At 61.1% G+C, this 25083-nt stretch carries 43 protein-coding genes, 1 tRNA gene and 1 pseudogene; 37 read left to right on the top strand and 8 right to left on the bottom strand.

Features of this window, described 5'->3' with window-relative positions:
• Positions 1-4: 4 nt before the first annotated feature.
• Together AC1DJB_RS18885 and AC1DJB_RS18880 are read right to left on the bottom strand one after the other, a co-directional pair.
• The gene (locus AC1DJB_RS18885; RefSeq protein ID WP_284988787.1) at positions 5-682 is read right to left on the bottom strand and encodes a hypothetical protein; all 678 of its coding nucleotides are present in this window, start codon (positions 680-682) and stop codon (positions 5-7) included.
• Between the two features lie 265 nt (positions 683-947).
• A complete protein-coding gene (locus AC1DJB_RS18880) occupies positions 948-1256 on the bottom strand; it encodes a DUF4190 domain-containing protein (RefSeq protein ID WP_306962695.1) in 309 nt (102 codons plus the stop codon).
• Positions 1257-1591: 335 nt separating this feature from the next.
• Here AC1DJB_RS18880 and AC1DJB_RS18875 point away from each other — a divergent pair, with 335 nt between their 5' ends.
• The gene (locus tag AC1DJB_RS18875; RefSeq protein ID WP_059388654.1) at positions 1592-1921 is read left to right on the top strand and encodes a hypothetical protein; all 330 of its coding nucleotides are present in this window, start codon (positions 1592-1594) and stop codon (positions 1919-1921) included.
• 57 nt (positions 1922-1978) lie between these two features.
• Positions 1979-2920, top strand: coding sequence for a hypothetical protein (locus AC1DJB_RS18870; protein ID WP_476910690.1), 942 nt, complete (start codon positions 1979-1981; stop codon positions 2918-2920).
• A gap of 64 nt (positions 2921-2984) precedes the next feature.
• Here AC1DJB_RS18870 and AC1DJB_RS18865 read toward each other — a convergent pair whose 3' ends face one another.
• Both AC1DJB_RS18865 and AC1DJB_RS18860 read right to left on the bottom strand, forming a co-directional pair.
• Positions 2985-3239: a hypothetical protein gene (locus AC1DJB_RS18865; protein WP_441438437.1), complete on the bottom strand. Its 255-nt coding sequence runs from the start codon at positions 3237-3239 to the stop codon at positions 2985-2987.
• Positions 3240-3318: 79 nt separating this feature from the next.
• Positions 3319-3615 (bottom strand): hypothetical protein, encoded by a 297-nt coding sequence (locus AC1DJB_RS18860; RefSeq protein WP_441438438.1) that lies wholly within the window; start codon positions 3613-3615, stop codon positions 3319-3321.
• 408 nt (positions 3616-4023) lie between these two features.
• Between AC1DJB_RS18860 and AC1DJB_RS18855 the strand changes: the two genes are divergently transcribed.
• From AC1DJB_RS18855 to AC1DJB_RS18845, 3 genes are all read left to right on the top strand, one after another.
• Positions 4024-4254, top strand: a complete 231-nt coding sequence (locus tag AC1DJB_RS18855; RefSeq protein WP_441438439.1) for a hypothetical protein — start codon at positions 4024-4026, stop codon at positions 4252-4254.
• A 385-nt stretch (positions 4255-4639) separates the two neighbouring features.
• Complete coding sequence (locus AC1DJB_RS18850) at positions 4640-4813, top strand: hypothetical protein (protein ID WP_269997274.1); 174 nt, start codon at positions 4640-4642, stop codon at positions 4811-4813.
• Positions 4814-4995: 182 nt separating this feature from the next.
• Entirely contained in the window at positions 4996-6063 is a 1068-nt protein-coding gene (locus AC1DJB_RS18845) for a tyrosine-type recombinase/integrase (RefSeq protein ID WP_476910689.1), read from the top strand.
• Positions 6064-6131: 68 nt separating this feature from the next.
• On the opposite strand, the gene AC1DJB_RS18840 is transcribed toward AC1DJB_RS18845, so the two are convergent.
• Positions 6132-6413 carry a helix-turn-helix domain-containing protein gene (locus AC1DJB_RS18840; RefSeq protein WP_476910688.1) on the bottom strand — a complete coding sequence of 94 codons (282 nt, stop codon included), beginning with the start codon at positions 6411-6413 and terminating at the stop codon, positions 6132-6134.
• 389 nt (positions 6414-6802) lie between these two features.
• A complete protein-coding gene (locus AC1DJB_RS18835; RefSeq protein ID WP_269997278.1) occupies positions 6803-7042 on the bottom strand; it encodes a helix-turn-helix domain-containing protein in 240 nt (79 codons plus the stop codon).
• Between the two features lie 140 nt (positions 7043-7182).
• On the opposite strand from AC1DJB_RS18835, the gene AC1DJB_RS18830 reads away from it, so the two are divergent.
• The 20 genes and pseudogenes from AC1DJB_RS18830 (at position 7183) to AC1DJB_RS18735 (ending at position 17332) form a co-directional block, all read left to right on the top strand.
• Entirely contained in the window at positions 7183-7437 is a 255-nt protein-coding gene (locus AC1DJB_RS18830; RefSeq protein WP_476910687.1) for a hypothetical protein, read from the top strand.
• A gap of 3 nt (positions 7438-7440) precedes the next feature.
• Positions 7441-7629, top strand: a complete 189-nt coding sequence (locus AC1DJB_RS18825; RefSeq protein WP_269997280.1) for a helix-turn-helix domain-containing protein — start codon at positions 7441-7443, stop codon at positions 7627-7629.
• 121 nt (positions 7630-7750) lie between these two features.
• Positions 7751-8002 (top strand): hypothetical protein, encoded by a 252-nt coding sequence (locus AC1DJB_RS18820; RefSeq protein WP_476910686.1) that lies wholly within the window; start codon positions 7751-7753, stop codon positions 8000-8002.
• Positions 7999-8364, top strand: a complete 366-nt coding sequence (locus AC1DJB_RS18815; protein WP_476910685.1) for a hypothetical protein — start codon at positions 7999-8001, stop codon at positions 8362-8364. The genes AC1DJB_RS18820 and AC1DJB_RS18815 overlap by 4 nt, the downstream gene beginning before the upstream one ends.
• A gap of 61 nt (positions 8365-8425) precedes the next feature.
• The gene (locus AC1DJB_RS18810) at positions 8426-8701 is read left to right on the top strand and encodes a hypothetical protein (RefSeq protein ID WP_476910684.1); all 276 of its coding nucleotides are present in this window, start codon (positions 8426-8428) and stop codon (positions 8699-8701) included.
• Complete coding sequence (locus AC1DJB_RS18805; protein ID WP_476910683.1) at positions 8698-8886, top strand: hypothetical protein; 189 nt, start codon at positions 8698-8700, stop codon at positions 8884-8886. Before AC1DJB_RS18810 ends, AC1DJB_RS18805 begins: the two co-directional genes overlap by 4 nt.
• Positions 8887-8992: 106 nt before the next feature.
• Positions 8993-9244 (top strand): hypothetical protein, encoded by a 252-nt coding sequence (locus AC1DJB_RS18800; protein WP_269997292.1) that lies wholly within the window; start codon positions 8993-8995, stop codon positions 9242-9244.
• Positions 9241-9525, top strand: a complete 285-nt coding sequence (locus AC1DJB_RS18795) for a hypothetical protein (protein ID WP_476910682.1) — start codon at positions 9241-9243, stop codon at positions 9523-9525. The genes AC1DJB_RS18800 and AC1DJB_RS18795 overlap by 4 nt, the downstream gene beginning before the upstream one ends.
• Positions 9522-9773, top strand: a complete 252-nt coding sequence (locus tag AC1DJB_RS18790) for a hypothetical protein (protein WP_476910681.1) — start codon at positions 9522-9524, stop codon at positions 9771-9773. Before AC1DJB_RS18795 ends, AC1DJB_RS18790 begins: the two co-directional genes overlap by 4 nt.
• Positions 9774-9932: 159 nt before the next feature.
• Positions 9933-10157 (top strand): annotated as a pseudogene (locus tag AC1DJB_RS18785) (zinc finger domain-containing protein); the annotation flags it as partial.
• 18 nt (positions 10158-10175) lie between these two features.
• Entirely contained in the window at positions 10176-10754 is a 579-nt protein-coding gene (locus AC1DJB_RS18780; protein ID WP_476910693.1) for a YqaJ viral recombinase family protein, read from the top strand.
• Positions 10751-11305, top strand: coding sequence for a hypothetical protein (locus AC1DJB_RS18775; RefSeq protein WP_269997297.1), 555 nt, complete (start codon positions 10751-10753; stop codon positions 11303-11305). The genes AC1DJB_RS18780 and AC1DJB_RS18775 overlap by 4 nt, the downstream gene beginning before the upstream one ends.
• On the top strand, positions 11302-12513 hold the full coding sequence (locus AC1DJB_RS18770; protein WP_476910680.1) for an AAA family ATPase: 1212 nt from the start codon (positions 11302-11304) through the stop codon (positions 12511-12513). The genes AC1DJB_RS18775 and AC1DJB_RS18770 overlap by 4 nt, the downstream gene beginning before the upstream one ends.
• Positions 12514-12951 carry a single-stranded DNA-binding protein gene (ssb, locus tag AC1DJB_RS18765; RefSeq protein WP_476910679.1) on the top strand — a complete coding sequence of 146 codons (438 nt, stop codon included), beginning with the start codon at positions 12514-12516 and terminating at the stop codon, positions 12949-12951.
• Between the two features lie 106 nt (positions 12952-13057).
• Positions 13058-13366 (top strand): glutaredoxin family protein, encoded by a 309-nt coding sequence (locus tag AC1DJB_RS18760; RefSeq protein ID WP_476910678.1) that lies wholly within the window; start codon positions 13058-13060, stop codon positions 13364-13366.
• Positions 13363-13809: a DUF4326 domain-containing protein gene (locus AC1DJB_RS18755; protein ID WP_476910677.1), complete on the top strand. Its 447-nt coding sequence runs from the start codon at positions 13363-13365 to the stop codon at positions 13807-13809. The genes AC1DJB_RS18760 and AC1DJB_RS18755 overlap by 4 nt, the downstream gene beginning before the upstream one ends.
• A gap of 238 nt (positions 13810-14047) precedes the next feature.
• The gene (locus AC1DJB_RS18750; protein ID WP_476910676.1) at positions 14048-15181 is read left to right on the top strand and encodes a DNA polymerase III subunit beta; all 1134 of its coding nucleotides are present in this window, start codon (positions 14048-14050) and stop codon (positions 15179-15181) included.
• The gene (locus tag AC1DJB_RS18745; RefSeq protein ID WP_476910675.1) at positions 15178-15471 is read left to right on the top strand and encodes a hypothetical protein; all 294 of its coding nucleotides are present in this window, start codon (positions 15178-15180) and stop codon (positions 15469-15471) included. The genes AC1DJB_RS18750 and AC1DJB_RS18745 overlap by 4 nt, the downstream gene beginning before the upstream one ends.
• Positions 15472-15591: 120 nt before the next feature.
• Positions 15592-16839, top strand: a complete 1248-nt coding sequence (locus tag AC1DJB_RS18740; RefSeq protein ID WP_476910674.1) for a DNA cytosine methyltransferase — start codon at positions 15592-15594, stop codon at positions 16837-16839.
• Positions 16840-17044: 205 nt separating this feature from the next.
• Positions 17045-17332, top strand: a complete 288-nt coding sequence (locus AC1DJB_RS18735; protein WP_476910673.1) for an endonuclease domain-containing protein — start codon at positions 17045-17047, stop codon at positions 17330-17332.
• Between the two features lie 7 nt (positions 17333-17339).
• Here AC1DJB_RS18735 and AC1DJB_RS18730 read toward each other — a convergent pair whose 3' ends face one another.
• Together AC1DJB_RS18730 and AC1DJB_RS18725 are read right to left on the bottom strand one after the other, a co-directional pair.
• Complete coding sequence (locus AC1DJB_RS18730) at positions 17340-18107, bottom strand: hypothetical protein (protein ID WP_476910672.1); 768 nt, start codon at positions 18105-18107, stop codon at positions 17340-17342.
• Positions 18104-18775 (bottom strand): DUF4760 domain-containing protein, encoded by a 672-nt coding sequence (locus AC1DJB_RS18725; RefSeq protein ID WP_476910671.1) that lies wholly within the window; start codon positions 18773-18775, stop codon positions 18104-18106. The genes AC1DJB_RS18730 and AC1DJB_RS18725 overlap by 4 nt, the downstream gene beginning before the upstream one ends.
• Before the next feature lie 61 nt (positions 18776-18836).
• On the opposite strand from AC1DJB_RS18725, the gene AC1DJB_RS18720 reads away from it, so the two are divergent.
• The 12 genes from AC1DJB_RS18720 to AC1DJB_RS18665 all read left to right on the top strand — a co-directional run bounded on the left by AC1DJB_RS18720 (position 18837) and on the right by AC1DJB_RS18665 (position 25073).
• On the top strand, positions 18837-19325 hold the full coding sequence (locus tag AC1DJB_RS18720) for a hypothetical protein (protein WP_476910670.1): 489 nt from the start codon (positions 18837-18839) through the stop codon (positions 19323-19325).
• 237 nt (positions 19326-19562) lie between these two features.
• Positions 19563-19961, top strand: coding sequence for a hypothetical protein (locus AC1DJB_RS18715; protein WP_476910669.1), 399 nt, complete (start codon positions 19563-19565; stop codon positions 19959-19961).
• Entirely contained in the window at positions 19958-20824 is an 867-nt protein-coding gene (locus tag AC1DJB_RS18710; protein WP_476910668.1) for a hypothetical protein, read from the top strand. Before AC1DJB_RS18715 ends, AC1DJB_RS18710 begins: the two co-directional genes overlap by 4 nt.
• A 295-nt stretch (positions 20825-21119) precedes the next feature.
• On the top strand, positions 21120-21512 hold the full coding sequence (locus tag AC1DJB_RS18705; RefSeq protein WP_476910667.1) for a hypothetical protein: 393 nt from the start codon (positions 21120-21122) through the stop codon (positions 21510-21512).
• A gap of 2 nt (positions 21513-21514) precedes the next feature.
• On the top strand, positions 21515-21751 hold the full coding sequence (locus AC1DJB_RS18700) for a hypothetical protein (protein WP_476910666.1): 237 nt from the start codon (positions 21515-21517) through the stop codon (positions 21749-21751).
• On the top strand, positions 21748-22059 hold the full coding sequence (locus tag AC1DJB_RS18695; protein WP_476910665.1) for a hypothetical protein: 312 nt from the start codon (positions 21748-21750) through the stop codon (positions 22057-22059). Before AC1DJB_RS18700 ends, AC1DJB_RS18695 begins: the two co-directional genes overlap by 4 nt.
• Positions 22056-22466: a RusA family crossover junction endodeoxyribonuclease gene (locus AC1DJB_RS18690; protein ID WP_476910664.1), complete on the top strand. Its 411-nt coding sequence runs from the start codon at positions 22056-22058 to the stop codon at positions 22464-22466. The genes AC1DJB_RS18695 and AC1DJB_RS18690 overlap by 4 nt, the downstream gene beginning before the upstream one ends.
• Entirely contained in the window at positions 22463-22642 is a 180-nt protein-coding gene (locus tag AC1DJB_RS18685) for a hypothetical protein (protein WP_476910663.1), read from the top strand. The genes AC1DJB_RS18690 and AC1DJB_RS18685 overlap by 4 nt, the downstream gene beginning before the upstream one ends.
• Entirely contained in the window at positions 22639-23259 is a 621-nt protein-coding gene (locus AC1DJB_RS18680; protein ID WP_476910662.1) for a hypothetical protein, read from the top strand. The genes AC1DJB_RS18685 and AC1DJB_RS18680 overlap by 4 nt, the downstream gene beginning before the upstream one ends.
• Positions 23260-23725: 466 nt before the next feature.
• Positions 23726-23810, top strand: a tRNA-OTHER gene (locus AC1DJB_RS18675).
• A 310-nt stretch (positions 23811-24120) separates the two neighbouring features.
• Complete coding sequence (locus AC1DJB_RS18670; protein WP_476910692.1) at positions 24121-24426, top strand: HNH endonuclease; 306 nt, start codon at positions 24121-24123, stop codon at positions 24424-24426.
• Positions 24427-24680: 254 nt separating this feature from the next.
• Positions 24681-25073: a hypothetical protein gene (locus AC1DJB_RS18665; RefSeq protein ID WP_476910661.1), complete on the top strand. Its 393-nt coding sequence runs from the start codon at positions 24681-24683 to the stop codon at positions 25071-25073.
• The last annotated feature ends 10 nt before the right edge of the window (positions 25074-25083 follow it).

The following is a 25083-nucleotide window of genomic DNA, read 5'->3' as shown; positions in this document are numbered from 1 at the left end:
GCTGCTACAAACCGAGGTCTTTGACCGCGGTGACCCAGTTGTGGGCGATCGCATTCTGGGCAGCTGACAGGGTGACCTTGTGGGTGCAGATGGCCTTGTGCAGAGTGTTCTCCACCGCGTCTTTCGGGTTCGTGGTGCCCGTGGCGCTCGCCTTGTTCGGCTCAGGCCACAGATTCGACACGGAGTTGGTGCCGCCGAGCTCAAGGCTGATGAGATGGTCGTATTCCGTGGTCTTCGCGGCAGTCTGGCCGTATTCGCGCAGGCTCTCGGCCTTCACCTTGTCCGTATTCGAAGCGGGCGGGCGCACCGTGGCCGTATAGCCGCTCATGCAGATCGTCGAATCGAGGTTCTCTTGGGTAACCGCGGGATCTGTTGCCCCGGGAGTGCAGGCCGGGTCCGGCAGGTACTCGCCCGTGGCGGCGTCGACCACTTTGGCGGAACACTGTCCGGCAGCAAGCTGCTCGTCGGTAGCGACCATGCCGGGGGAGTGGATGGACTTCACGGCTGCAGCCGCTGCACCCGAGGGGGCGCCCCCGGGAACGGGCGCCACTGCCTGGGGAACGGCCGGCGACGCGGCCTTGGTCATCGCATCGGCGGGGTGGGTTCCCTGCTGACATCCGGCGAGGGCCAATGCAGCAAAGAGGAACGCGGCGGGCAGGGCGAGGCGATTGCGGAAGTTCATGACCCTCAAGTGTTCAGCGGCTCGGAAGTCCGTCCTCCGGAAAGGGGACGACGGGCGGAAGCCGGTAACTCCCGCCCATCTTTTCTATCCTGTTGCCTGAACTTCGCAGCGCCCGGCGCGCCGGGCAGCCTACTCGCCCCGGGTTTCAACGCCTTCGGCGACCTCACAGAGCTTCGTGGAATTCATGCAGCCGAAGGACTGGCCACGGGTACACAAACCCTGCGGGCAGGGTGCGGGCAAATAGGGCCACCTGGCCAGCTGTGCATCACGGATGAAGGAGGTACCGGGCGATGAGATAGAACGCAAAATCGGCGACACCGATGATCATGCCCGCGATGGCGAGCCCGCGACCACGCAACCCACGCTCTCTGGCCCGCCGGAAGCCAAGGCCTGAGATGGCGGTCCCGAGCGGGCCCACCATGGCAAAGACGAAAAGCCCGACGCAGCTGATGATGAAACCCGCTATTGCCGCCTTGCTGAACGGAGCGCGTGGCTGGACTGGTGCGTATGGATTAGGTATCTGCGGGGCGTCGGACGGCCAGCGCTTTTCGGGAGGTGGAGGAACACTGCTCATGAGGTCTGTTCTTTCTCCTGGAATGGTGTCAGGCGAGCCTACGATATGGCGTGGAAGCATGCCTGCAGGCCGGGAATCCACGGGTGTGTCGGAGCCTTGAAAGCGAACTACCTACTCTGATGCCGGACGGACGTCACGTCATTCATTTCGTTCACAGGTAGCCCGCTCGGTTAATGGCCACCGGTCCCTCTACTCGCCGCAATCATCTTGACGATTCTGAACAACCTCGGCCATGACCATGTAGGTGAATCCCCTGGCCGAAACGAATGGGCAGTTTCTGTGTAGCATGACGTTCAATGACAGCGAAGCGTCGATTGCCTGTGGGGAGGGTTTGAATGGCCGAGGTGAGGTTCGTTCCACGTAGCCAATGGGACACGCTGCCTGTCCAGCCGCCGGCGGGAATGTGGCTGATCCGGGCCGTTCCTTTCATCAAAGGGATCCTGGCCGCCTTGGGGGTTGGAGCACCGCTGGCACTGATCGACGCCGCCACCCACTATGCCTTCCCGACGTGGATACCGCTGGTGCCCCTTTGGCTTGCCATCGCCCTGTGCGCCGGGGCCATGGTGATCGCTGTCCTCGCGATCCGCCCCTACTACGCCGAGCGGAAACTCGGCTACACAACGTGGCCAGAGAAAGACCCGGCACCGGGGCCAAGCGGCAGATGAACCGGCTCACGAAGTCTAAAGGCCGACTTGGTCCGGTGGAATCCCCAGGAGGCTCACGTGCTTCACACCATTAAGGACCAGGGCGGCGGCGCGGTCCCGACCGCGCCGTGGGAGCCGACGGTCCGGTATCCCGTGCTCAAGGGTTTCAGCGCCGCAGCCTGGCAGCGGACCTCCACAACAAGTCTCCTGGCCTTCCTAGGCACGGGCATACTCATGGTTGGGTTTGCGATCGCCAGCAACAATGGCGCCGGTGTTACCAACCTCGCCATCGCGTTTTACTGCATGCTCCTGCTCGCAGGACTCACCGCGGCCGTGTCGGGCGCGGTCTCCACCTTCAAGGGCCGCAGAGAGTATCGGCATGGCTACACGACCCTGCAGAGCTTCTCAAAGTACGGGATGTACTACAGGACGCTCCCTCAACTCGACCCGCGCTCCGGCGTGGAAGTCAGGGCCGCCGGGGAGCCGAGGCTTGCGCAGTCGGAGCTCACCAAACGCTGGGCCGCTTCCCGCGCCCTATATCCCCGCGCGGTCAGGATGTCCCGGCAGGACGCAGCCGAGGCGGCCGCGACGGCGAGAAGAATCAATGAGACAAACCTGGAACTGGTGAGGGCGAAGTCAACCCGCGCCCGACTCGTCAACAGATTCGGCGCCGCCGCCGGGAACATGCGCGCGGACGCCCGAAAGTACACGTTCGCGGCCCTCCTGACCGCCGGCGGCGGAGGCCCGGCGTTGATTGTCGGCCTCATTGGCGTGTCTGAAAGAAATCCGGTCTGGGTGCTTCCTGCAATTGTTCAAGCTTCCGTCATTGCCGTGCTAGCTCTGATCGGCCGCCGGAAGAACGCGCACGCTGCGCGGCTTGCGGCGGAGTTTCTAGGAGTGGCCACCGAGGACCTTCCTCCGTGGACGAGCGTCGGCATACCGGATTCCCTGTTCGCGCAGGACCACGGACCGAGCGGATCTACAGCTCCTGCGAAGAGCATTTCGCCACCGTCCGATTGATCGACTGACCAAGGCGACGGCGTTCCCATCCCGATTGCGCGAAAGCGATCCGGAAGGCGCGCAGTCACGGGATCTGGTCGCCATAGCGAACCGGGTAACCGAGCCCTTCCGCGGCTCCAAGGACCCCCTCCGGCCATTCGGCCATAAATATCCACGGCATGTTCTCCTTGGTGAGGAAGTTCACCGGAGTCCAGGAAAAGATGAAATGCGGACGCCCCGGATAGATCTCGCGGACGGCCGAACGCTCGAGCCGCCAAGGGCCGAAGCGGCGCGCCCACCACCGGGACCGGGGGCGGAACTCAAGCTGCGAGGCGCTCATGGTGAGTATGACCCACGGCCCTTGGATCCTGAACCGTCCGGGGATCGAAAGTCCACCTCTGAAAACGTATGTCATTCGGTCACCCGGGGTTTGTGTCCAAGTACGCCATCCGGCCTCTGTCTGTGAGGTAGAACGGGGAGCAGTAATTTGCGGTGTATTCGCCGGTGCTTGCCATCTCGGCGGCGGTCAGCTCATTGCCATTGCCGTCAACACGCATGCATCGTCCTATCGCAACATGGAGTGCCTCCGCCGCTTTGTCCGTTTCGTCCGAAATGACCAGGAAGAACGGTGAAGGCCCGTCCCAGCCATCGAAGATCCCCTCAGACCGCTCGCCCTGACTTTCAAAAATGTCCGGATCGACCGTCACGTTTGCCATGCTGTCCCCCTGATAGCCGCCACTTGGAGCAGCTCGGGAGTGAGCGTCAACGCAGCACGATGCGAACATCGTCTGCCACGGAACGTCGCTGGTCAAGGTTCTCGGTGTTGGCAACGGTATGCAGACAAGACCTCAGGCGCGCGCACGGCACGGTCTCTCAGTAAAGGCGGCGTTCCGGCCGGACCTCTGTCGCGGCAGGATGGTAGCCCTTACTCTTTGGTCAAGGGCGATCAGTGGAGGGGTGGCATTGCGGAGAAGTCTCAAGGAACGGGGGTCGCTCCCGTTGCCGCTGCGTGGGCGTGGGTGACGTGTGTCGGCACCGTTCTGGTCACCGTCACCGACACCTCGGGAGCAGTTGCGCTGTTCCTAAGTGGCCCTGCTCAGTGGCGGTTTTGGCGAGGTGATTCGATGGCTCCTGGAGTGTTATTCGGGCTCTTGATGGTCGTCGCGGGCCTGTTTAGTTGGGCTATCGCACGGCCGCTGGCGCGTCGCGCTGCCAAGATCCGTACGTGGGTTTCGGCTACTGCCGATCTCGCGTGGTGGACACAGCGAGGCACCACGCAGGTTCGCGTCCTGGCGGTCTGTTGGATTGTCCTCGGATTCATCATCGCGATTCTTTCCCTGACGGCCGGCCTGTAGAGGTCCTCATGAGGCCAGTCATGCGATCGACCAAGCCACGGACGAGTCAGCGCTTCCGAGGGACGTTTGCTCGAACGTCTGCGGCCTGGATTTCATCGAGCACCCAACGCCAAAACGCTCCGGCCAACGGCCTGAGGGCCCGGACCTCGGAGCAAAAAATAAGCCCCGCCAAATCCGTGGAATGGCGGGGCTTTTCGAGCTTCCTATCAGAATCGAACTGATGACCTTTTCATTACGAGTGAAACTGTGAGAGGCTTGGGACGTCACTCGACACTGAAAAATAGCGGAATCTAGCCAATTTTGGTGGCGCGTGCCGGACTATTCCGGCATAGTTATGAGTACACCAATGAGTACACCGGCTTGATTCACGAAAAGGGGACAGGAAATGCCAGCAGAGTTCGAGGTAAAACGAGGGGCGTATGAGGTCGCCCGGAGCTGGCTGCTATTCCTGATCGATCACCCTGACAAGACCGTGAGCGCTCGTGAGTACTCGGCACAACTGAAGGCCGCCCAGGCGGCTCGCGACGCCGCGCACACGGCCATGGTGGCGGCATGGTAGCCGCGGCGGCCAGTCCGGCGGCGCAAGCAGATCCCAAGCCCCCAAAAAAGAAAACACGTGGCAAGGGCGAGGGCGCGCTGTTCAAAGACTCGAGAGGGTTTTGGACGGTAAGGATCGAGCTACCATCGCACGGCGGGAAACGTCGACAGAAGGTCATCCGGCGAAAAGACAAGAAGCAAGCCATGGCCGAGATGACCAAGGCCAAGAGGGAACTCAGCAAACTCGGGGATTTGCCGACGTCGGGCCTCAGGCTCGGAACTTGGCTGGAGCGGTGGATCGACGACATCGTCCCTAACGAGATCCGGCCGTCATCCTATGCCGCCTACACTTCGACGACTCGCGGATACCTCATCCCGATTCTCGGCAACCACAAAATCGACGCTCTCACAGCCGACCATGTGCGCGGCATGTTCAAAGCCATCGCCGCCACGCCGAAGAGCCTCAAGCTGCGTGGAACAGATCCGAAGGACTGGCCCGAGGGAACTGTCATGGTCGGGCCGGACACCGCCATCAAGGCTCACGCTGTCCTCTCGTCGGCGCTCAAAACGGCAATGCGGGAAGGCAAGGCAACTCGGAATGTCTGCGAAATGGTGGACCCGCCTGCGAAGGCCAAGAAGACACAGAAAGCTCTCGACCTCGACCAGGCAATTGAGCTGCTCGCATTCCTCACGACACGCGACGATCGGGCGCTCTGGGCCACTTACCTGCTGACCGGGGCGCGCCGCGGCGAAGTCCTCGGCATCGAACGTGACCGAGTCAATGGCGACAGCCTTGACCTCTCGTGGCAGCTCCAGCGAATCACGAACATTAGCAAAGCGCCGGCGGACTATGAGTATCGGCATCTGCAAGGGACGCTCTACCTGACCCGCCCCAAGTCAGACTCAGGCTGGCGAATCGTCCCACTCGTGGAACCTCTCAAGTCGATTCTCGCGCTCCACATGCAGGGCCGCGGCGACGGGCTCATCTTCCTAGACCGGGGGAGCCCCTGGGACCCTGACCGCGCAACGGACGAATGGGCGAACCTGCTGGCCGAAGCTGGACTGCCAGACGACGTCGTGCTTCACGGCGCCCGTCACACAACCGTCGACCTGCTCCACGCCGCCGGCGTCGACTGGGACACCATCAAGGACATCGTCGGCCACAGCACGATACAGATGAGCAAGGACTATCGGACGAAGGTAGACATCAAGCGCCTCACTGGGGCGCTGGAAAAGATGTCCCAGCTCCTGCTTGAAGCTCCGAAGGTCTAGTAGCCGAAAGCGCCCCTAGCGACTCGATTCGGTAGGGGCGCTTTTCTGCGTTTATGAGGCTTGCAGGGCTACTCGCTGTCCGGGGGAGTCTCGGTGGAAAGTCCAGCGGCCTCGACGGCCGCCGCGATGAGCGCCAGGATATCTTCGCCGAGGGCCTTGCAGATCGCCTCGATGTCGTTGGCCGTGAATGCGACCTTGTCCAGTAACCGCCGCGACAAGTAGCTCTGCGAGATGCCCGTCCGCCCGGCTAGCATAGGGCCGCTTACCCGCTGACGTGCCATAGATTCGCGGATCTCAGCCGAAATGGCGCGCGCGAACGGGCCGGCTTCCGGCTGTTTACCTGTGGGCATAGACATGATCGTAAAGCCCCCTCGGGCCTGAATCCTTGAGGGGCGCGATTCTACCCCATATGGCGTAGATAAGTCCATATGGACTAGAAGCGCGTTACGATACAGCTCCCTTCGGGGCAATCTTGGACATCAGAGACGAGATTAAAAGCTCCTACCCCATATGGGGTAGATTGGCCCCAGCGAAAGTGGCCTCAGGAAACTTTCAGAGTCGTCGTGTATGCGCTTTGTCGGATGCATCGACTATGGTCTTGACTAGAACATATCTTCGAAAAAATGGGGAGCATCAATGATGGCGGGCGTATCACTTCATGGCGTAACGGTGGCGATCCGGACGGTAAAGGATCTAGGCGACTGCGCGGCCATGGCTGGCATACTTGCGTCGACGCTCATTAGGAGAGTCGAGCCTCAGCCCGCTCCATCAGAACCTGAGCAGTAAGCCCAAGCGCCTCGGCAACCTTGAAGAAGGTAGGCATCGGCATCGACTTGTGACCCTTGATGTAGTGGTTCATTGCGGGCCGCCCGATGCCTACCGCCTCGGCCAGGTCCTTCTGTGTCATGCCGCGTTCTGCCAGCTCAACAGTGATCTGTTTTGCGAGCGCCGCTTCTAAACGCTCTCCATAAGTAGCCATATGAGAAACTTTAGTATCCGTTCGGGTCGATTTGCAAGGCATCCGACTACTCATGTAGTGAGATGGGTACTTGAATTACATCCGTGAGATTACTCGTTCGGATACTTGCGATTACTCGAACGAGTACTTACAGTAGTTTTATGACTACTCCCCAAGGTGGCTCAAACCACGCCACAGACGCCGAAATCGCGCACCGCATCACCAACGCCCTGATCGTCAAGGGAACCAACGTCCGAGCCCTATCCGACGCAACGGGAATCTCATACCCGACACTACGCCGAAGCCTCACCGGCGGACGAAGCCTCACCTTCCTAGAATTCGGAAAGATCGCGGGGGCCATAGACGTCCCCCCATCAACACTCCTGCCGGCCACCCTCACAGGAAGCGCGGCCTAGGCAATGGCACAGAAGATCAGCTACACATTCGTTGAAGCCGCCGAAATGACCGGATACAGCGAACGCACCATCCGCCAGCAAGTTACCGACGGCAACCTGGCCGCACGATACGCCAACTCAAAAGGCGTCATCCGACACGAAGACCTCGCGGAGTGGATCGACTCCCTCCCAGCAGAATCACCCCGAGCCTAACCGCTCGCATCGCCGCTTAGCCGGTCTCGCCACTCTCTGGCACCCTTCGCCCACATCTGGGCACTTCCCATGAACTAACCATCACTCTCGTGTTCTTTGCGAGAAGAAGGGTCTATTTGTCATGCCCAAAAACACTGATTACCTGTCCAAACTCGCCAACTACAACAAGAAGCACGGCATCACCGCCACATTTTCCGAGATGAAGAAGACCGCTCGCCGCATGCAGAAGCTGCACGACGAGCGCGGCCCGGTCGACCTCGACGTCTTCTTTCTCCTGCACCAAGATCCCACCGGCGAAACCGCCGTCGAGAACGTGCTCGCTGAACATGCCGCCCAGAACGAGGCCAATGCGGCCAGGCGGTTGGCAGCATGAACGCCCTAGATAACGCCCTAGATCAGTTGATCCAGACCGCACGAGCCATCAAGGCTGAGAAGGAAGCAAACCCGGATCTCCACGCCCTGCTTTACGTGATCAGGTCGCAGGTCAACTGGACCCTTGAAGCGGAACCGGAACTCAGGAAGGTAGCCGGAGCGATCCTCTTCGCTGGCTACCGGACACCCGTCGTGATCGGCTACGCCGTCGTTGGCGGCAGGTCCGGGCAGTTCGTCAGGTCATTCGGCGCGGACGAGCGGGAGGCTGCCCAGGCTTTCGCGGAAGAGTCCACGCGGGATTGCGCTGACATCGGGATCGACTTCGCCTACCGCGTCGCCGAGATTGTTGACGCGGCGTCATGAAGGCCTACGACGAGTACACCGATGTCCACACCCTCCGGACTGAGTTTTCTGTGATGTGCGCATGAAGGCCGCGGTCCTTGAGGACAACAACTGGATTGAGGACGCCGTCGCGACGATCGACGCGATCTCCCTCGCGCATGAGGTGTTCTCAGCCGACGACCTGCGCCGTGAAATGCGGCCCCCGGCACACAAGAACTGGCCGGGCAAGGCTCTCGCGACCGCCCGCAAAGAAGGTCTGATCCAAGCCGTCGGCTACCAGACCTCGACCAGCAAATCCCGCAAGCACGGCGTGACCCGAACATGGGCCCGCAAAACGAAGAGAGAAGGAACCCCATGAACGGTCTTCAGTTTCTTGTCCTTGTGGCGTCCATCTTCGGCGCCGCGACCATGATCCCGGCCGCCATGCGGCATGACCGGTTGCTTGAGGAACCGGAAGACATTGATTACGACCTGCTCGACGCCGAGCGTGACACCCGCGCCGCTGATGATGCGGACGCTGCCCGAAAGGAATACGGATTCTAATGACCCCCACACCCCGCCGCGCCAACCGTTGGACACTGACGCGCCGACTCGCTGACCTGATCCCGCACGTTCTCCCAGGTCGCCATCACATCATTTGGGAAGTGCGATGAGCGGCTACATCGAGGCGGACACCTACCTGCAACTGCGCCGTACAGAAGGTGTTTGGAACCGACCGCTGCGAGTGATCAAGTCGACTCAGCGCAAGCCGGCCGTCTTGGAGCCTGGCTGTGTCGTCGTCAAGGTGCGGATCCGCGTCCCGGCGGCCGCGTTCGAACCCTTGACCCCGGAAGCCGTCGTCACCGTGCCCGAGTCACTCATCCAGCACACCGTTCAGGCCACGGCCGAGGAAATGCCATGACCGCCGAGTTGATGGCCCGAAACCCGGTGACGAACCCGGTGCCGGCAGAAGTGTTCAAGACGGCCCGCGAGCACAACATCACAGTCATGGAAGCGCGGCGCGTCATCATCGCCGCCAACAAGGAAGCTGCGGCGACCGTGACGATCTCTACCGCAACCCGCCCGATCGAATTACCGAACTACGGTCTCGACCCGGAACGCAACTACAGGCTGATCGCGAAGTTCCGCGCCATGCCACCGGCCCAGCTCGAAGACATCTTCAACCCCAAGGATGGGCAATGAGCGCGTCTATGGCCGAGGCGATCCGTCTGGAACTTCGCAAGGGCAGTTACCAGATGCCAGGGGATACGCTCCCGTACGAAACGCAAGCAACGAAGATCGCAGAGGCGCTGGCCGCGAACGGTTACGGGAACGTGCGGGAGGCCCTTGAAGAGCTCATTGCGGCAACAGAGACGGGCCTGAGCCTGGCCGAGCGGGACATCATTGTCCGCTTCCTCCGTGCCGCGACGGAAAGGGCATCCGGTGGGTAACCCGTACTGCCCTAAGTGCGGTCACCACCACACTGACCGGTGCAGCGCCGTCAACCACGATGAGAAAACCGACGCAGCCAGCCGCTGCGGCTGCACCAGATAACAACGGCCCCCCACGAGGGGCCTTTTTCATGCCCCAAAAAAGAGAAGAGCACACGCATGAGCCTGCAAGTATTCAGAAACCTTGAGCAAGGGTCCGACGAGTGGCTAGCCGCACGATGTGGGATTGCGACCGCGTCTGTCGTCGGCCAGCTTGTGACTTCACGCCAGCCATCAGCGATAGAAACTGACTGCCCGGAATGTGGCGCATTTGTCGCTGACCCTTGCACCGGGAAGCGCTCACCAGGACCACTCAAAACACTCCACCCAGCGCGGGCAGCAGCCGCACGCGGGATGGATCGGGTGATCGCCGCAGACAGCAACAGCGACACGTCACGTGGCCTCACTGCCACGCTCGTAGCCGAACGCATCACAGGGCATGTCGAGCCAATGCAGGTTTCAAGAGACATGGAACGCGGCGCCCTGGACGAGCCCTACGCCCGGAGCATCTACGCCGAGCACTTTGCTCCAGTCACAGAGATTGGCTTCATGATCCGCGACGACTGGGGATTCCGCATCGGCTACTCACCAGACGGGCTCGTTGGCGAGAACGGTCTGATTGAGATCAAGTCCCGGAAACAGAAAATCCAGCTCAAGACCATCCTCGAAGACGAAGTGCCAGCAGAGAACATGGCCCAGCTTCAGACTGGCCTGCTTGTATCCGGCAGGGAATGGATCGACTACGTGTCCTACTGCGGTGGGATGCCCCTCTATACCAAGCGCGTCGAACCAGACGACCGGTGGCAGCAAGCCATTGTCGAAACGGTCAAGATCCTCGAAACCAACGCGGAAGACATCACTTCCCGCTACCTGGCCGCCGTCGAAGGCCTGCCGATGACCGAGCGCATCGACCACTACCTAGAACTGGAGTTGAAGCTATGAAAATCACGGCAGAGCCGCGCTCAGACCAATGGAACGCTGACGACTTCACCGGAGGCCCCCGAACCTTCACCGTCGCCGGGGTGAAGCCCGGGGCGGCCGAGCAGAAGTACGACATCGAACTCGTTGAAGGTGAAGGCCGCGCTTGGCGTCCGCCGCTTGGCATGCTGCGCGTCCTGATGAACGCATGGGGTGATGAAGCCTCTGTGTGGGTTGGCCGGAGGGTCACGCTCTTCAAAGATCCAACAGTCAGGTTCGGCAAAGAGGTGCCGGGCGGAATTCGGATCTCTCACCTGTCGCACATCGGCAACAAGCCCTTGAACGTGCCCATCACGGTTGCTCGCGGATCACGTCGAACTTTCACCGTACAGCCGCTAATCGATGATGCCCCGCAACAGGCTGACCTCACTATCCCTGACGGCGTCAAGGCCAATACGGCCAAGGCGATCGCTGAGGGCACAGTCGCCGGCTATCTCGTGTGGCTCACCGAGAACAACGCGCCGCAACACTTCATCGACTACGTCAACACCACTGCGAAGGAACCCGCCGAATGAGCAAGATTATCCGCCTCGAGTCCACCAACTATAAAAGGCTGAAGGCAGTTGAGATCGTGCCGGATCCGGACGGCAACCTCGTCATCGTCGCCGGGAAGAATGGGCAGGGCAAGACGTCCATCCTCGACAGCATCACCGCGGCACTGGGTGGGGTGAACGGGAAGACCACGCCGAAGCCGATCCGTGACGGCGAGGACCGCGCCGAGATCGTCCTCGAAACCGAAGACCTCATCGTCACCCGGAAATTCACCGCCTCCGGACCGACCCTTCTCGTCAAGTCCCGCGATGGCGCCGTGTACCCGAAGGGCCAGGCGAAGCTTGATGACATGCTCGGCAGGCTTTCCCTCGACCCGCTGGCATTCACGCAGCTCTCCGACAAGGACCAACTCGCCACCCTGCTGGCCCTCGTGAAGCTGCCGTTCGACCCGGACAAGCTGGCCGCCGAGCGCAAAGAGCTCTTCGATGAACGCACTGAGGTCAACCGCGAGCTGAAGAACGCGAAGGCTGCAGCGGCCGCAATCCCGGTCACGAAGGAAATGGCCGACCTTGAGCCCGTCAGCGTGACTGACCTGCTGAAGGAGTTCCGGGACGGCCAGACCCTCAACCACCAGATCGACGTTGCTCGTACCGCCCGTGACGGATGGGCCGACAAAGTCGAGCGAGTCAAGCGCGAACTCGCTGATGCAGAGAGCCAACTCAAGCTCGCTCAAGAACGTCTAGCCACGGCGCCTGCGAAGGTTGATCTCGAAGCAATCCAGACGCAGCTGGACAACGCAGAGCAGACCAACGCCGACGTCCGACTGTTCGAGTCTTGGATCCGCGCCAGCGACGAACTCAATGAGCGCGAGGCTGAAGCCATAGAGCTGAGCGCGAAACTCGAAGCCATCGACAAGCAGAAGGCCGATGGGCTCGCTGCAGCAGTCTTCCCGATCGATGACCTCGGCTTCGATGACACGGGCGTTACCTACCGTGGCGTGCCGTTCAAGCAGGCATCCGGCGCCGAACAGTTGCGCGTCTCCCTGGCCATGGCGATCGCGCTCAACCCGAAGCTGCGGGTCATCCGCATCGCTGACGGCTCGTTGCTCGACTCGGACAACCTGGCGTTAGTCGAATCGATCGCCCGCAAGCACGACTTCCAAGTGTGGATCGAAATGGTTGGTGACGGCGACGGCCGCGGGATCATCATCGAAGATGGGCAGGTTGCCTAGATGGCCAACGAGACGTTCGTGACCGTCATCGGCAAGGTCCACGAGGAACCCGAACTGAAGTATCTCGACAACGGATCGGCCGTCGCCAAGCTAACCGTCGTCACCAACCCGCGAAAGTTCAACCGGGACAAGAACGACTGGGAGAACAAGCCAGGCAAGTTCTGGGACTGCCGCGCTTGGAACCAAGGCAAGATGCTGCTCGCTGACAACGTCGCCAACCATCTCAAGAAGGGTGACAACGTCATCCTCTACGGCGAGCTCGAAACCAATGCGTGGGAGGACCGGGACGGCAACAAGCGCCGTGCAGACCAGCTGCGAATCGAGGCGATCGGCAAAGACTTCCGCTGGCACCAAGCACCCGCCAACGACGTCCCGACCACAGCTCCAGCCGACCAAGGATGGGGCGCCGCCCCCGACACATCCGGCGGCTGGGGATAACCGCACACCTGTACTACAAAAACGCAAGGCCCCGCTGAGGGCCTTTTTCATGCCCGCGGCGCCCGGAACCCCTGCCGGGCGCCGCGCCACACACCCGAAGGAACCTATGACCACCGAAGCAATTGACCTCACAGCCCGGATCCAGGCACGAGACGGCGTCGCAGTCGTCGTCTACACCAAGAACGACTGCCGCTGGTGCGATATGACCAAGGCGCTGCTTGACCGCGACCACGTCAATTACACCGCCGTCAACGTCGAGGAAGACTCGACCGCCTTCCACTACGTCACCGAGATGCTCGGCATCCGCCAAATGCCCGTCGTCATTGCATCGACCATCGACGGCGACGTCGTGTGGTCCGGGTTCCAACCAGCCAAAATCCGAGAACAAATCACACACCGGGCCGATGCCGCATGAGTCCGATACGAGTACAGCGGAAGCGCTCGAAGGGCTGGCGGATGCCGGAAGGTGCCGTCTACGTCGGCCGCGGCTCGAAGTGGGGCAACCCGTTCCGCCTGAACGACCGCTCAGGCCTTGCCCGCGAACCGGCGATCCACAACCCCGACAAGCTATGGGAATACGAGGGCCGGATCAGCGCGGCAGGGACACGGCACGACTTCCATCACCCAGGCGGCAAGATCACGAGGGTCGATGTCCGGTACATGACCCTAAGCGAGACCATCCTCTGCTACCGGGCTTATGTGACCGGCGGCGAATGGCCATGCGATTGGAAGCGGAGCTCGAGAGTCGAAGAGATCCGCTCCACATTGGCCGGAAAGGACCTCGCGTGCTGGTGCCCGCTCGATCAGCCCTGCCACGCTGACGTCCTGCTGGAGCTCGCCAATAAGGGCGCTGCATGACGCCCTGTAGCCGCGGCTGCTGCTGGAGTCCGTACGGCTGTGCCCGGTCCAGGACGTGCGAGTGCCACTGGGGCGACTGGCTCGCCACCGCGGCGCAAACAGCCAACAACGGGGCCGTCACCGCATACCGGGACCCCACCAGCCAAGAAGCCATCTACAACATCGAACGAGCCAACCAAGCCAAACCAAAGGCCCCGCAACCGGGGCCTTTTTAGTACCCAAATTCGAGGAGCAAATAATGAGCAGCCTGCAAGTAATCACCGCGCCAGCTAAGGACTGGATCGCCGCATTGAACCGACTCACGCCAGCAATGGCCGGCAAGAAGTCAATGCCCATCCTGAACTGCATTGTCATCAACCCGGCAAAGCTCACCCTGTCCGGATATAACTTCGAGACGTCGGCCGTAACGGGCGTAATGAGCGCCGAGGGTTCCGGCGACCCTTTCCTCGTATCTTGGCGCTGGCTGTTGGACGCCATCCGCACCACTTCAGGCAAAACCAAGACGGCGACGGCCACTGTCAGCCTGGACGTCGCCAAGATCACGGTTTCATCCTGCGGGTACGAACTCCACACCGAGACGGCGAATTTCTCTGAGTACCCGGAAATCCCCAACGCCGCCCCCAGCGTCGAATCCATGCTGCCTGCCGCTGAGCTCCGAGCCTCACTGCGCAGGGCAAGCGTCGCCGCATCAGCAGATGACACGCTTCCACTGCTTCAATCCGTGCAGGTCAACATGCTGGACGGTGGAATCGAGCTGCTCGCCACGGACCGTTACCGCCTGGCGAATGACTATGTGAGCGGAACTGGCAAGGGCGAAGCGTCCTTCTTGCTGAGCCGACCCGCGATCAAGGCAATCGATCGGTTCATCACCGGCGAGAGCGTCTCGATCGGGATCCGCGAAAGGCACGTCTCGATCGTCACTGAGACGACCACTTACACGTCATTGGCGGTCGATGGAGACTACCCGAAGATCAGGTCTTTGTTCCCAGCCGAGGTGACAGGGGCGTTCGAAGTTGACCGCGCCGTCCTCATCGAGGCCGCGAAAGTTGCTCTGACCATGAACACGGAATACTCCCCATGCTGCGTTGACCTTTCCAAGGACGGCGCACAGGTCACGTTCGACTACGGCCTGTTCGGACCGTCCAAGAGCCCAACAGCCGCTGGCGGCTGCGTCGCGGGGGCGGTAGATCCCATCCGGTTTGCGATGAACCCGAAGTACCTCATCGAGTCGCTGCAGCAGATCACCACGGACAAGGTGCGGATCTCGTACACATCACTGCCAAAGCCGTTCCTGTTCACCCCTGAAGGCGTGGCTGCAGGCGACGAGAAGGCACTCAAGTACCTGATCATGCCCGTTCGGATGCCTCAATGAGCGCCCGCAAGAAGCCAGCGACCGTTCCGACGCACACCTTCCGCGGCGTCTGGCCAGTCATCGAAGGCACAGGGACCGCCACGACTGATGCCGAGCTGATCTCCCAGGCCATCGGTGATCTGCCCAGCGTCGCTCACCGGCACAACGCGACGATCGTCGGGCCGCCACGGGCATGCATCGCCGACGGCCGCCGAGTCCCAGGATCCGGCGGCGCCATGCACGTCATCGTCATCGAAGCACCCGCCGTGCCAGCTGTCGGCCGCGGCTACCGACACAGCACCGGCGGCTGACCGTGGACGAGATCTTGGAAGGCCAGACAGACATTTTCGAGCTGCTGGGCCCTCACGAACTCGAAACCCAGCCACCAATCACCGAAACGTCAAGCACCAGCTTGCACAGGAGGACACCCAATGACCGAAATCACCGTATCTGACTTTTTCTGTGGCGCCGGCGGCTCAAGTACCGGACTGGCTAGTATCCCTGGCGTTGTCGTCAAGCTGGCATTGAACCACTGGCAGCGCGCCATCGAGTCCCACGCCTACAACCACCCGGACACCGACCACGCTTGCGCGGACATTTCTCACATCCGTCCGGAATTCACACCCCGGACGACCATGCTCTGGGGATCCCCCGAGTGCACGAACTTCACCGGCGCGAAGGGTGTGAAGCGCGAACAGTGGGAGGGGCAGAACGCCCTTTTTGGCGAGGGGATCCCTGATGAGGCCGCCCAACGCTCGCGAGCGACAATGTACGACATTCCGCGCTTCGCAGAGGTCCACGACTACGAGATCATCATGACGGAAAACGTTGTTGAGGTAACTGCTTGGCGACCGTTCCGAGGGTGGTTGCAGTCCATGCACGACCTCGGCTACGAGCACCGCATCATCTCCATGAACTCGATGCACGCCCAAGCATTCGGCCCCGGCGCTCCGCAGTCACGTGACCGCGTCTACATCGTGTTCTGGAAGAATGGCAATCGCCAGCCTGATTTCGACCGTCTCCGGCCCTACGGTGAGTGCCAGACTCATGGCAGGGTTCAGTGCATCCAGGCGTGGAAAAATCCGCTTCGCCCAGTCGGAAAGTACCGCCAGCAGTACAGCTGGAGGTGCCCGCACGCGTCATGCCGCAACCAGATCGTTGAGCCCGCTGTGAGGCCAGCCGCTGACGCAATTGACTGGACGTTGACGGGCAAGCGCATCGGAGACCGTGCAAAGCCTCTGGCAGCAAACACGCTGTCCCGTATCAGCGCCGGGCTCCAACTCCATCAGGCGGCCGACAACTTCCTGATCGAGTACTACGGCGAGGGTGGGTCACGTCGCACCGACGTCCCATTCTCGACTTTCACCGGCCGGGACCGGCACGCCCTGATCGTGCCCCTGCGCAAGCACGGGGTTGCCAAGACATTGGACAAGCCGCTAGACACAATCACGGGCGGCGGAAATCACCACACGCTTGTCCAGTACACAGACCCGTTGATCGACGATGCACTGTTCCGGATGATCCAGCCGCACGAACAGATGTGGGGAATGGACTTCCCCCGCGATTACACGATCCTCGGCACCAAGACCGAGCGGACATTGCAGGCTGGCAACGCGGTAACCCCGCCCGCGGCACGCGACATAGGGACGATTTGCGCGGAGAGCTTGGTGGCAGCATGAATACAGACACGAAGGAGCGCCTATGGAAGCTAACAAACGAACCCGACGAGCCGTCGTCACGCATTGTTCGAAGTGTGGTGACGAACTCACCGAAGAAAACGCTACCCGGCGCGCCGGAAGTCATGTCTGGCGATCACACTGCGACCCATGCCGAGCCAAAACGCGCCGCGCGCTTCATGACACGATCGAAGATAACCGGCGCATTATGCTCGATCGGACCGTCTGCGACATCTGCCGTCAGCCGGAACGCGAAAGGCGCAACGGCGTCGTCCGAAAGCTCAACAAAGACCACGACCACCTCACGGGCGAATGGCGGGGACTGCTTTGCTCACGGTGCAACCAGGGCATCGGGAAGTTCAGCGACAATGTCGAGCTACTCAAGCGAGCCATCGAGTACCTCGAGAACCCTCCGGGTCTTGTCCTCATCGATGATGAGCCAGCCGAAGCCCGGCAGGCGTGGCGGAAGTATTTCCCTCATGCCGAACGCCCCTGACCAAGCGCTAACCGCCCAACTTTTGGGCTCGGATCTTGCTGTCTACGTACTTGGTGCGGGCCTCGGTGAGCATACGAGTGACGTCAAGGTCCTTGTCAAGGCTTCGTCCTGCCTCCCATGCGACAACAGCTTCTTGGAATTCCTCAGCCAGTGCTTCTAGCCGCTGAGGGGAACCAGTGGCGGGGCGCATGTTCCGATGCTCTTGGCTCGCCTCGAAGACGGCATCGCGCACAATCGTCCGCCACAGCCTGAGCTCGGTCCGAAGCGGCTCATCTGGTAGCTCAAATGTCCATCTGATGATCGCGACCGAGTACTGCCGCGCCATCGTCAAAGCCTGGGGGTCTGTGTATTCCTCGGTCACTCGCTCGAGGGCAGCCACTGCGTCAGCAGCCGCTGCAAGAGCTCGACCCCGGCTGGCCTCATCAGAGTTCGCGTCGAGCTGCTCACGCAGGGCTTCCTCTTGGGCGGCTAGTTGCTCATCAAACTGGTTCCGTTGCGCTCTGAGCTGTTGCTCAAGCCGGTCCTCATCGGACTGGGCCTGTGCAGCGAACTGGCGTCGCTGCACAACAAGTGTCCGTTTGAAAGCAATGAACGCGATCCCCGCGCTCAACCCAGCCCCAGTAAAACCGCTGAGCAGGATAGCCCACTGCCCTCTCGTGAACCCGATGAACGGGTCCGGAATTACCTGGTCAAAGCGAAACCCATGCGCTGTCGTCCACCAGGCGAGGACCAGGAAAGCGACCCATGCCAAGGCCAATCTCAAGAACCTATTCATTCCTCGACCTCGTCACGCGAAAGGACCTCACATGCCAGACCACTGCGGCCCAGCTGAACCGCAAGATGCTCGAACTTCTGACGCTGATCGTTTTCTCCGGATCGTGCCCGGATCTCCATCACGAGAGGACGAAGCAAGTTCCAATGGCGGACTATGGCACCGCCGTAAAGCGAACTGAGAAACGAGTCTGGCAAAGCCTCGATGCTGTGTATAGTCGCCCCGACCTCCCACATTCCGCTGACCATCTCACCGGCGTTTCTTTCTTCGTCTGTCCAGTCTGCGAACTCCTTCTTGGCCAGGGGGCCCATGGTGCGCCGCGCTTCCAGATGCTGCGGCTCTTCAAGGTATTTGATCAGCTCAAAAGTGTTGCGGATTTTCTCAGACCTGTCTGCGTGGTCCAACTGGACGCGCATGGATGCTTCTTGGGCAGCGTGGGCCTCATCGGCCCTTTTCATCTGATCCCGGAGAGCATCGGCGGCGATCTCTTTCTGGGCGGCGACGGCTCTCGCCGCCAACTTGCTCTGATGCTTGTTCGTCAACCAGACGACCAAGAGCGCCACGCCCGCAGCGAGTATCGCGCTTGTGAGCGCGCCTATAGTTCCGCTCCACAGCTGCGTCCAGGTGCCGCAAGAAATCCAAAGAGCATCCCCACAAACAATCAAATCCATGCCCGGATCTTATCGGGGATGGGCCCAAGCAGCTGCCTTCCAGCTGAGAAAGGACGAATCAATGGCCAGGCAATACGGGCAGATCAAGGTGAGCATCTGGGTTGATGATGACTTCCTTGACCTGTCCCCAATGGCTCAATGGTTGTTCATCCATTTGAGTACGCATGCTGATCTTAGCCACTGCGGTGTCGTGGACTGGCGGCTCAAGCGCATCGTCCCGAAAGCTGTCGGACTCACCCTTGGTGTCCTCGAAGCTGCCGCGCAGGAGCTCATCGATCAGGTCTACATCGTGACCGACGACGACACCGAAGAAGTGCTGGTCCGATCATTCATGCGCAGCGACGGACTACTGAAGCAACGGAACATGGGCGCCGCAGTCGCAAAGGCTTACGCGTCGGTGGCGTCCAGGACGATCCGCGGCGTCGTCGTCCATGAGCTCCACCGGTTGCAGGCTGAGAACCCGGAATGGACGAGCTGGGGAGCCTTGAAGGATGCCATGGCGGGACGGTCCATAAACCCTCGCGAAATGGTATCCGGCGAGGCTGCATAAACCCATCGGTAAAGGGTTCGGGAAACCCTTCCAGAAAGGGTTTCATCGGAGGTTCGAAAAGGGTTTGTGGATGCCTTCACGAAAGGCATCGGTAACACCTGCACCTAACACCTACACCTTCACACCTACACCTAAAAGTGCCACCCAAGTCTGTTTCTTAACTCACCAGAGCCCAGAAAATCGGCGGCAACCAGCGGCGAAAGTCAGGCGACGTTTTGGCTTGAAAGGAATCCCAATTTGATCATCACAGACCAGCAAAAACGGGCCGTCGCCTACCTGCTCCACGAGATCCGACCAGACTGGCCCGTCGCCTCGCTGGTGTCACTCATCGACAAGCACCGCGACGTCCCAAGCCTGGGCGCCCTGACCATCGCCGCGACCACCAAGGCCATGGAAGCCACGTGCCTGACGCCGGCGCCGATCTTCCACCCGGGGCCGCATTGGCCGGAAGCCGCCCGTCGCCAGCTACCCAAGCCGCCGCCGTGTGAAGACCACATCGGCCAAGACGCCCACACCTGCAGATCATGCTGGGCGGACGTCAAAGCCGGGATCCGCCCACAAACCCACATCGGAAAACACTACGAAGCCGTCTCAGAAGAGGCGGCTTCAGTCATTGAAAGCGAGGACACCCAGTGACGGAAGTGACGCATACCGCCCACAGCATGACCGAGCTCCTACGCCAGCACTACAACCCAGACGGCCGCGCAATGGGGCATCTCTTCATGCCCGAGATCGGAGCGCCCGGCGGGCGCCGGCGGGCCGACCTGCTCGTCGCACCCATATCCATCGCAGGAGCGAAGGCAAACACGCTCATTGGGCACGAAATCAAAGTGACCCGCTCCGACGTCATGGCCGAACTTGCTGACCCAACGAAGGCCGACCCTTGGATGCGGTACTGCACCCGCTGGTACCTCGTCGTCGCCGACCCCGCACTAGTCGAAGGGCTCACGATCCCCGACCTCTGGGGCGTCATGGCCCCACCGTCAGGCCGACGTACCCGCTCGATGACCATCCTTCGGGAAGCGCCCAAACTCACCCCTGACGGCGACATGTCCCCAGCCCTGTCCCGGCTCGCCGCCTACATGGTCGGAAGGCTTGAAGGCGTCGTCAAGCGCGCCGAGTACGACCGCGATGCCTACAAGCGGCGCGCCGAGCGCGCCGAGGAGCGAGAGCAAGAACTGAGGCTCAGCGGGGCGGTAGGGCACATCAGCCCGAACATTCAGCGGATCAACGCGATCGTGAACCTCGTCGAGCACGGCAAGTACGACTACCGGTCAGGGGTGCCGTACCTCAACAGCAAAGACGTCACCGATCAGGACATAGCCGACGGCATACTCGACCTGGCCCGTAGCCGCTCAATCGCCGCCGACGTCCGCCGGAACATCGACGAAACGATCAGTGAAGCGCAACGAGCGCTCGACCCGTTCAAGCACGTCACCAAAAGCCTCGAAGCCGTCAAGGCGAACGCCCAGCGCATCGATGAGCGGCAAGCATCGTGAGCCCCGGCTATTGCTGGCCATCGCTTGGCGAACCATGCGGCGGCTGCCACCGCTGCGGGCCGCCCGAGCCGCAACCATGCGAGGGCTGCTACTACGTCTACGGCGACATGCGCGAATGCGACGGCGGCTGTAACGGGCTCACATCAGCCGAAGACGCCGAACGCCGGGCCGCAATGTTCGCAGACCCAGAAGGCCAAGCCCTAGTCCAACGAATCATCGAACGAAAAAACCACGAAGCCGTCCCGACCGGGGCGGCTTCAGTCATTCCCGACGAAAAACGAAAGCAGGCCTGACCATGGCAACAATCAGCGACACCACCGTGACCTCACTCGGCACACTTCAGGCCGTGTGCTGGCAGAACTCCGAAGACAAAGGCTTCCACGACAACGAGCCAACCGACGCCGCCGAGCTCGCCATCTACAACGGCAACCGCCTCATGCTCATCGTCAGCGAGGCCGCCGAAGCCCTCGAAGAGATCCGCGGCGGCCGGCCCGCGAACGAGACCTACTACAGCGGCGGTGACCTCAGCCTCATCAAGAAGCCGGAAGGCGTCCCGTCCGAGCTCGCCGACATCGTCATCCGATGCTTCGACTTCGCCGGCTCGAACGGATTCGATCTCGGCCAAATCATCCAAGAGAAGCTCGCCTACAACACCAGCCGCCAGCACATGCACGGAAAGAAGTTCTGACCATGGCGCCGAAGATCTCCATCGACGGCAACGACGTCGAGCTCGAGGAACCGTTCGACGGCGACCTCATCACCGACGTCGTCATTCTCAGGCGGGCAGTGATCCACCAAGACGACGGGAAACTCGCGGATTCGCTCTACATAGACAACAGCCCGCAAACAACTTCGATCGTGCAACGCGGAATGATCGAGGCCGCCAAATCAGCCATCAACCAACGAGGCATCGAGGACAGCGAATGAACACCATGATCCGAAAAGAAGGCAAGGCCCGCTGGACGTACACCTGCGAACCCTGCGAAGTCCGGGTGACATTCCCGGACCAGTTTCGGGCCATCGAAGCATGCCACCGGCACGAACGGTCCTCGAACCACGCCTTCAAGATGATCGGGAAGGCACTACAGCCTGTCCTGGACGTCTACATGCAGTTCTTCAACTCGATCTTCCCCGTCGTGGAGCAGTTCCAGAAGGACTACGAGTTGATCCCACCGCCAAACAAGCCACACGATCCAACCCTCCTGCGGGACCGGCGAAAGTGGGGCGGACGATGACCTCGCTGCGTGTCGTCGCCTACGGTCTCCCCGCCAGTCAAGGCAGCAAGAAGGCGTTCAAGCGTGGACGGAAGATCGTCCTGGTCGAGATGGACGAGAAGCTGCCAGCATGGCGCGCCGCGGTCGAAGGCGCAGCGCGAGCCGCCGCCGGGATGCACTGGGCGACCATCGACGGGCCAGTATCGATAAGCGGCGAGATCCGGCTACCCAAGCCCCGCTCAACCAAGTACCCGGACGCGCCCGCCGGCACCCCCGATTTGGATAAGTTGCAGCGCGCAGTAGGCGACGCCCTCACCAAATCCAAAGTCATCAAAGACGACGCCCGAATCGTCCACTGGAACATCCGCAAAGTCTGGGCCGACAACCTAAGCGGACTCGACATCACCATCACCCAGGAGCAGCCATGAGCAACATCAAGATCGAACACGCCGCCGACGACAAGAAAACCGGCATGACCGTCGGCGACGTCTTCGCATTCGCCCAAAACGCCCTCAACCACAACATCGACCCAAGAACACCCGTCAAAGTCACCACCGGATTCCGCATGCAAATCCAAAAACTCGAAGCAGGAGGCAGCCGATGAGCCATGAGTGCACCACAGAGGATTGCCTCAACCACACAGACACCTACCTCTGCACCCACTGTGTCCGAGACCTGCAAGCCTGGCTCGACAAAGTGGACGTCCTTATCGAAACTCTTGGGGTCACCATCGCCAAACTCGACCACGTCCGGCCCGCAAACGCAGGATGGAACGCCGGTGGCAAACCCGGCAGCGCTGCACCCATCAACCTCGACGCCCTCCAGCTGCAACAAAACCTCAAGAGCGTCGGCCGTTACGCCAAGGACTACGCGCGCGACGAACGGGCCGCCGGGATCGCATGGCTCATCCGAGACTGGATCACCAAAGCCGAACTACTCGTCAGCGGCCCCGAAGAGGAGGTAATCGACCACGCCGAGATCAAGGAACGCATCAAAGAAGCAAACGGCGAACCACTCCCACCCCGGGAAGCAATCGACTACCTCCGCTCCAAAACCAAAGTCGCGGTCAAAATGGCCGACTTCAAAAACTGGGTGAAACTCGGCCACCTCAAATACGTATTCGACCGAGTCGCAACCGACGACAAAGCACGAAGAATCTACTACCCAGGAGACGTATTTCGTGTCGCACAACAAATGCGTGAACGACGCGTCAAACTTTGATAGGGTAAATCCCGGGTTAGAAGTGTATCCACTGACAACCACGCAAAGCCGGATCGCCACAAGCGCTTCGGCTTTTTTAGTGCCCGAATCTTTCCACTTCGGAGGTCACTATCTCCCGCGCAGGGTCAAGCGCAACGCCATCGCTGAGAAGCAGAAGGCCACACACACTTCCCCGGGGAACCGGGAAGCAAGAGCAACGGCTGGTGACCGTTGCAACGCTGGACCCGGGCGAGGCGCGCCAAGCCCGGGCCTGGCACAAGAACCAACAACTGAATAGCCCGCAGAACATGAGCTGCGGGAGGGCTGAACGAGTTAGCTGGCCTTGACCGCTGGAACATGCGGCCGGTCGAAATAGCGTCAGGTTCGATTCCTGCCAGCCCACGGGAACCACAATGGCTCCCCGAATCGAGGCACAGCCGAGAGGCAGCGTCCGGCCCGCGCAAACCCCCATGAGCGCGGGCCACAAGGGAATGTAGCTCAGATGGTTAGAGCACTGGGTGTGCGCATACAGAACAAGACAGAGGTCGCTGGTTCGAATCCAGCCATTCCCCCTTTCCGGTAGCGGCGGTCAAAGTCACGCCCCGCTTCACGAACGGCAAGCGAACCAAGGTAGGAGCCGGGTGTTTGCTCTCTCCACCCGCCAAGGCGCCCACCTGCCGCCGCACCGGAAACACCATCCCCAAGAACATGTGATGCCGAGCCCAAGAGATGGCGACGCGGAATTGGTACGGGGCTAAGACCTTGGAACGTCGGGAAGCAAATCAACATTCGTCCCGCGACCCGCAAGCCAAGGCAGTCCATACCGGCCACCGTCTCAGGCAAACCGGAAGCACAACCAGGGACAAGCTTTAGGAGGTAGTCATCGCTACCTCACGCACAGGCACAGCCACATGGAAGCGCATCTCACGCCAAGCCAAGAAGCTGGCCCGAGCCAATGGCCAGACGCAATGCCCTCACTGCGGTGTCACGCTCGACTACGACGTCGGGCTCACGCCATGCAGTGCCGAAGCAGACCACATCATCCCGCATGCCAAAGGCGGACGAGACGAACTATCAAACGTCATCGTCATATGCAGGCGGTGCAACCAATCCAAAGGCAAACGCGCTGCACCCAAAGCAACAACAGTCATGGCAGCCAAACCACTCAAAACCAGCCGGAAATGGTGACCTGTGGATAACCCCAGATACGAAAACTCGTATCCCAGAACCCCATATCGGGGTATGGGGGAGGACCCCTCCCCGGCGGCCTCCCGTTCGCACCCCAGGCATTAGCGAAAATATCCCCCCGAGCTGGCTCGTGGGGCCGGCGGGCCTCCCTCGGCCGCCTTTCTAGCCGCCGGGCCGTTTGCTTGTAGGGCATTTTGACCCCATTCAAAATGCCCTCGCGGACGGCTCGGCCCCAAACTTCTAGGAGGTCCGCGGTGGATGTTCCTGCTGGCCTTGGTGAGCGTGGCTTGTCTATCTGGGAGGCGATGGCCACTCAAGATGTTCCGCGGAATGCGCTTGTGCTTGAGGCTGCTCGGCTGGCTGACCGTTTGGACGAGCTCGACAACATCATTCAGGGCAAGGGCGTCCTGAACCTCATGCAGTTCCGGCTGGACATGGAGTCCGGTGAGGACGGCGAGTACAACGTCGAGGTCAAGTTCCAGAACGTATTTTCCGAGGCCCGCCAGCAGGCGACTGCCTTCGCGGGCATTCTCGCGAAGCTCACCCCTGCAGATGCGGCGGCCAAAGCGAGCCCAAAGCCGGCGCCGGCAGATCTTCCGGCCAATGTCTCTCCACTGCAGAGGTTGATGCAAAAGCAAAAGGCGTAGGTGGTGCAGT

Source organism: Arthrobacter sp. 01T428 (genome assembly GCF_056398685.1).
Note: the sequence above shows the minus strand (reverse complement) of the source record. Positions and strands in the feature narration are given on the sequence as shown.